Raw genomic sequence first — 5,511 nt, 5'->3', positions numbered from 1 at the left:
GCGGCGGGAATCGTCGCAGGTCACACGGGGTGCGGTCGCGGTGCGGGGGAGCGGGGCGGTGGCGGTCCGGGCACGGAGCGCGAACACCCCGTGTGCAAACCTTTCGGCTTCGGCCCGCACGGGTACACCGTCCAACCGAGAGGCCCTGAGGAAAGAGATGTCAGCCGAGAGCACCCCCCCGCCCGGCATACCGGAGGACGACGACCCCGGCACGCCCGGTACCCCGCGCGCGAAAACGCGCGGCGGCAAGGGACGCCGCCGCAGGCCCCGCACGACCCGGCAGCGGGCGCTGCGTGCCGCGGTCTGGAGCGCGGCAGGCGTCGTCGTGCTCGGCGGCGCGGGACTCGGCTACGTGTACACCCAGCTCAACGGGAACATCCAGAGCATCGACATCGACCACATGCTCGGCTCCGCCCGCCCCGCGAACACCGCGAACGGCTCCCAGGACATCCTGGTCCTCGGCTCGGACAGCCGCTCCGGCGGCAACAAGAAGCTCGGCGGAGGTTCCGACGACGGCGTCGCCCGCGCCGACACCGCGATGCTGATCCACGTCCACAAGGGCCGCAAGTCGGCCAGCGTGGTCTCCATACCGCGCGACACCCTCGTCGACCGGCCCGCCTGCGCCGACCGGTCCGGGCACCGGCAGGACGCCGCCGAGGACGTCATGTTCAACTCGGCGTACGCCACCGGCGGCGCCGCCTGCACGGTCAAGACGGTCGAGTCGATGAGCGGGATCCGGGTCGACCACTTCGTCGAGGTCGACTTCACCGGCTTCAAGCGGATGGTCGACGCCCTCGGCGGCGTCGAGGTCACCACCCGCAAGAAGATCGCCGACCCGGACAGCCACCTCAGACTCGCGGCCGGGACCCACCGCCTGGACGGCGAGCAGGCCCTCGGCCTGGTCCGCACCCGGCACGGCGTCGGCGACGGCTCCGACCTGGGCCGCATCCAGCTGCAGCAGGCGTTCGTCAAGGCGCTCGTCGAGCAGGTCAAGGAGGTCGGCGTGCTCTCCCACCCGAAGCGGCTGTACGACCTCGCGAACACCGCCACCAAGTCCGTCACCACCGACTCCGGCATCGGCTCGGTCACCTCGCTCGCCTCCTTCGCGAGCGGGCTCAAGGACATCTCGCCGTCGCGCCTGTCGATGACGACACTGCCCGTCGGCTACGACCCGGCCGACCCCAACCGCGTCGTCGTCGACAAGGACGAGGCCGCCCTGGTGTGGTCCGCGCTGCGGCACGACAGGGCCATCCCGGCCAAGGTCAGGGGATCCGCCGCCGGCCACGCCGACGCCGTCGTCGGCCCGCCCGGCCACGGCGCGGCCCGCCACCTCGCCTCCTGAGGCGGCCCGAGACGTCCCGGAGTCAATGCTGAGGCGGCCGGGAGGCATGGGGCGCCGGCGGGGGAATAGAACGGCCCTCACCCCGGTTTTGGGGGATGCGGCCAGTACTGGCAAACTGGTACGTCGGCCCCGGTTCACGTCCCCGCATCCCGCGGCGGCGACCCGGCGCCCTCCCGAAATCTAGGAGACACCTTGAAGCGCGACATCCACCCCGAGTACGTCGAGACGCAGGTCAGCTGCACCTGTGGCGCGTCGTTCACGACTCGCAGCACCATCACCTCCGGCAACATCCGTGCCGAGGTCTGCTCCGAGTGCCACCCGTTCTACACGGGCAAGCAGAAGATCCTCGACACCGGTGGCCGCGTGGCCCGCTTCGAGGCCCGCTTCGGCAAGGCTGCGGCCGGCTCGAAGAAGTAGCGAGCCACAGCGCCGGTCCTCGGCCGCCCCACCCAGGGCGGCCGGGACCGGCGTTTTTGGTCGCCACCCCCTTCGCCGCCATGCCCGCCTTCCAGGAGCCAGGAGCCCCACATGTTCGAGGCCGTCGAGGAACTCGTCGGTGAGCACGCCGATCTCGAGAAGAAGCTCGCCGATCCGTCGGTCCACGCCGACCAGGCCAACGCGCGCAAGCTGAACAAGCGCTACGCCGAGCTGACTCCGATCGTCGCCACCTACCGCTCCTGGAAGCGCACCGGGGACGACATCGAGGCGGCCAAGGAACTGGCCGCCGACGACCCGGACTTCGCGGCCGAGGTCAAGGTGCTGGACAAGCTCCGGGACGAGCTCACCGAGAAGCTGCGCCTGCTGCTGGTCCCGCGGGACCCCAGCGACGACAAGGACGTCATCCTCGAGATCAAGGCCGGCGCCGGCGGCGACGAGTCCGCGCTGTTCGCGGGCGACCTGCTGCGCATGTACCTGCGGTACGCCGAGCGGGTGGGCTGGAAGACCGAGATCATCGACGCCACCGAGTCCGAGCTGGGCGGCTACAAGGACGTCCAGGTCGCCGTGAAGACCAAGGGCGGCAACGGCGCCACCGAGCCCGGCCAGGGCGTCTGGGCGCGCCTGAAGTACGAGGGCGGCGTGCACCGCGTGCAGCGCGTGCCGGCCACCGAGTCGGCGGGCCGCATCCACACCTCGGCCGCGGGCGTGCTGGTCACGCCGGAGGCCGAGGAGGTCGACGTCGAGATCAACCCGAACGACCTGCGCATCGACGTCTACCGGTCCTCAGGTCCGGGCGGGCAGTCCGTGAACACCACCGACTCCGCGGTGCGCATCACGCACATCCCCACCGGCGTCGTCGCCTCCTGCCAGAACGAGAAGAGCCAGCTGCAGAACAAGGAGCAGGCACTGCGTATCCTGCGCTCCAGGCTGCTCGCCGCCGCTCAGGAGGAGGCGGAGCGGGAGGCCGCCGACGCGCGCCGCAGCCAGGTCCGCACGGTCGACCGGTCCGAGAAGATCCGCACGTACAACTTCCCGGAGAACCGGATCTCCGACCACCGGGTCGGCTTCAAGGCCTACAACCTCGACCAGGTCCTCGACGGGGACCTGGACGCGGTGATCCAGGCCTGCGTCGACGCGGACTCGGCCGCCAAGCTCGCGGCAGCCTGACGCCCGGCGCCCACCGAGCGAAGACGTCCCGCACGACACCGGACACCGGAGGACCAGCGTGCCGCAGAACCAGAGCCCGCGCAGCGTGCTGCTCGCCGAGGTGGCCCAGGCCACCCAGCGGCTGGCGGACGCCGGCGTGCCCTCGCCGCGCAACGACGCGGAGGAGCTCGCCGCGTTCGTGCACGGCGTGAAGCGGGGCCAGCTGCACACCGTCAAGGACTCCGACTTCGACGCCCGGTACTGGGAGGTCATCGCCCGGCGGGAGGCCCGCGAGCCGCTGCAGCACATCACCGGCCGCGCCTTCTTCCGGTACCTGGAGCTCCAGGTCGGGCCCGGCGTCTTCGTGCCCCGGCCGGAGACCGAGTCCGTGGTGGGCTGGGCCATAGACGCCGTGCGGGCGATGGACGTCGCCGAGCCGAGGATCGTGGACCTGTGCACCGGGTCGGGCGCCATCGCGCTGGCCATGGCGCAGGAGGTGCCCCGGTCCTCGGTGCACGCGGTGGAGCTCTCCGAGGAGGCCCTGGAGTGGGCCCGCAGGAACACCGAGGGCTCCCGCGTCGACCTGCGGCACGGTGACGCCCTGTCCGCCTTCCCGGACCTGGACGGCCAGGTCGACCTGGTCATCACCAACCCGCCGTACATCCCGCTCACCGAGTGGGAGTACGTCGCCCCCGAGGCCAGGGACCACGACCCGGACATGGCGCTGTTCTCCGGCCAGGACGGGCTGGAGCTGATCCGCGGCCTGGAGCGCACCGCGCACCGGCTGCTGCGGCCCGGCGGGGTCGTCGTGGTCGAGCACGCCGACACCCAGGGCGGCCTGGTCCCCTGGATCTTCGCCGAGGAGCGGGGCTGGGCCGACGCGGCCGACCACCCCGACCTCAACAACCGGCCGCGGTTCGCCACGGCCCGCAAGGCGACGCCGTGAGCGCGCGGCCGGGCGGACCCTCCGGTACCTGCCGCTCCACGCATTCCGGTCGCGGTTCGACCGCTTCCCTTCCTTCCACTTCTTCCGAACACTTCCCCCTGCACGACCCGCACGAGGAGGCCAGCTGACATGGCACGGCGATACGACACCAACGACGCGACCGACCGCACGACGGGTCTGCGCGAGGCCGCGTCCGCCGTCCGCCGTGGCGAGCTGGTCGTCCTTCCGACGGACACCGTGTACGGCATCGGCGCGGACGCCTTCTCCGCGGAGGCGGTCGGCGACCTGCTGGAGGCCAAGGGCCGCGGGCGCAACATGCCCTCCCCGGTGCTCATCGGCTCGCCCAACACGCTGCACGGTCTGGTCACCGACTTCTCCGAGACGGCCTGGGAGCTGGTCGACGCCTTCTGGCCCGGCGCGCTCACCCTGGTCGCCCGCCAGCAGCCGTCGCTGGCCTGGGACCTCGGCGACACCCGCGGCACGGTCGCGGTGCGGATGCCGCTGCACCCGGTCGCCATCGAGCTGCTGACCGAGGTCGGCCCGATGGCCGTCTCCTCCGCCAACCTCACCGGCCACCCCTCCCCGGAGGACTGCGACGCCGCCCAGCAGATGCTCGGCGACTCCGTGTCCGTGTACCTCGACGGCGGTCCCACGCCGGGCAACGTGCCCTCGTCGATCGTCGACGTCACCGGCGCGGTGCCGGTGCTGCTGCGCCAGGGCGCCATCTCCGCCGAGGAGCTGCGCAAGGTGGTACCCGACCTCGAGGTGGCGAATTGACCCCCGCCCCTGACGCGGGGCTTGGCATACGAGAGGAAGACGGCGGGGAGGCCGGCTTCCGGATCCTCCACGTCAGCACCGGAAACGTGTGCCGCTCGCCGATCACCGAGCGGCTGACCCGGCATGCCCTCGCGCAGCGGCTCGGCGACCCCCGGTGGGGCGGACTGGTGGTCGAGTCCGCCGGCACGTGGGGGCACGAGGGCGCGCCCATGGAGGAGAACGCGGTCACCGTGCTCGACGAGTACGGGGCGGACGCGTCCGGGTTCACGGGGCGGGAGCTGCGGGACGAGCACGTCATCCGCGCCGACCTGGTGCTGACGGCCACGCGGGACCACCGGGCCCACGTCATCTCCATGGGGCACTCGGCGGGGCTGCGGACCTTCACGCTCAAGGAGTTCACGCGGCTGGTGCGGGCGATCGATCCGGCGACGCTGCCGCCGGTCGAGGACGGGGTGTGTGCGCGGGCTCGGGCGTTGGTGCGGGCTGCGGCGGCGCTGCGGGGGTGGTTGCTCGCCCCCACGCCCGAGGCGGACGAGGTGTACGACCCGTACGGGGCGCCGCTGCCCTTCTTCCGTTCCGTCGGCGAGGAGATACACGGCGCCCTCGACCCCGTCCTCACCGCCCTCACCGGCATCCGCCCCTGACCTCGGCGGCCGGCCCGACCCCTGCCGTTCCCCCGCCTTGCCGTCCCGCCGGCTGCGTGTCTGCCTGCCCGTCCGTCCCGCTGCTGGGGCACCTCGCCCCGGGGCACTCGCGGTGCCGGCCCCGGGGAGCGCGCGGTGCTGGCCCTGGGAGCGCCGGACCCTCTGCCTCGCGGGCGGTCCTTGCCGCCGCTGAGCCGCAACTGCGCCCCCGCCCGCCC

General features: G+C 72.6%; 6 protein-coding genes. All 6 read left to right on the top strand.

Features of this window, described 5'->3' with window-relative positions; all coding sequences use genetic code 11:
- The first annotated feature begins 157 nt into the window (after window positions 1-157).
- Window positions 158-1,342: an LCP family protein gene (locus tag ACOV8S_RS14370; protein ID WP_448318196.1), complete on the top strand. Its 1,185-nt coding sequence runs from the start codon at window positions 158-160 to the stop codon at window positions 1,340-1,342.
- A gap of 192 nt (window positions 1,343-1,534) precedes the next feature.
- On the top strand, window positions 1,535-1,759 hold the full coding sequence (rpmE, locus tag ACOV8S_RS14365; protein WP_108954369.1) for a 50S ribosomal protein L31: 225 nt from the start codon (window positions 1,535-1,537) through the stop codon (window positions 1,757-1,759).
- Between the two features lie 111 nt (window positions 1,760-1,870).
- On the top strand, window positions 1,871-2,947 hold the full coding sequence (gene prfA, locus ACOV8S_RS14360) for a peptide chain release factor 1 (protein ID WP_382557151.1): 1,077 nt from the start codon (window positions 1,871-1,873) through the stop codon (window positions 2,945-2,947).
- Window positions 2,948-3,032: 85 nt separating this feature from the next.
- On the top strand, window positions 3,033-3,872 hold the full coding sequence (gene prmC / locus ACOV8S_RS14355; RefSeq protein ID WP_448318863.1) for a peptide chain release factor N(5)-glutamine methyltransferase: 840 nt from the start codon (window positions 3,033-3,035) through the stop codon (window positions 3,870-3,872).
- Window positions 3,873-4,001: 129 nt separating this feature from the next.
- Window positions 4,002-4,649, top strand: a complete 648-nt coding sequence (locus ACOV8S_RS14350; protein WP_351111752.1) for an L-threonylcarbamoyladenylate synthase — start codon at window positions 4,002-4,004, stop codon at window positions 4,647-4,649.
- The gene (locus ACOV8S_RS14345; RefSeq protein WP_448318195.1) at window positions 4,646-5,293 is read left to right on the top strand and encodes an arsenate reductase/protein-tyrosine-phosphatase family protein; all 648 of its coding nucleotides are present in this window, start codon (window positions 4,646-4,648) and stop codon (window positions 5,291-5,293) included. The genes ACOV8S_RS14350 and ACOV8S_RS14345 overlap by 4 nt, the downstream gene beginning before the upstream one ends.
- Window positions 5,294-5,511 lie beyond the last annotated feature (218 nt).

The sequence above is a fragment of the Streptomyces sp. CO7 genome, from assembly GCF_053474865.1.
The sequence above is the reverse complement of the archived record's forward strand: the minus strand, read 5'-3'. Positions and strand labels throughout refer to the sequence as shown.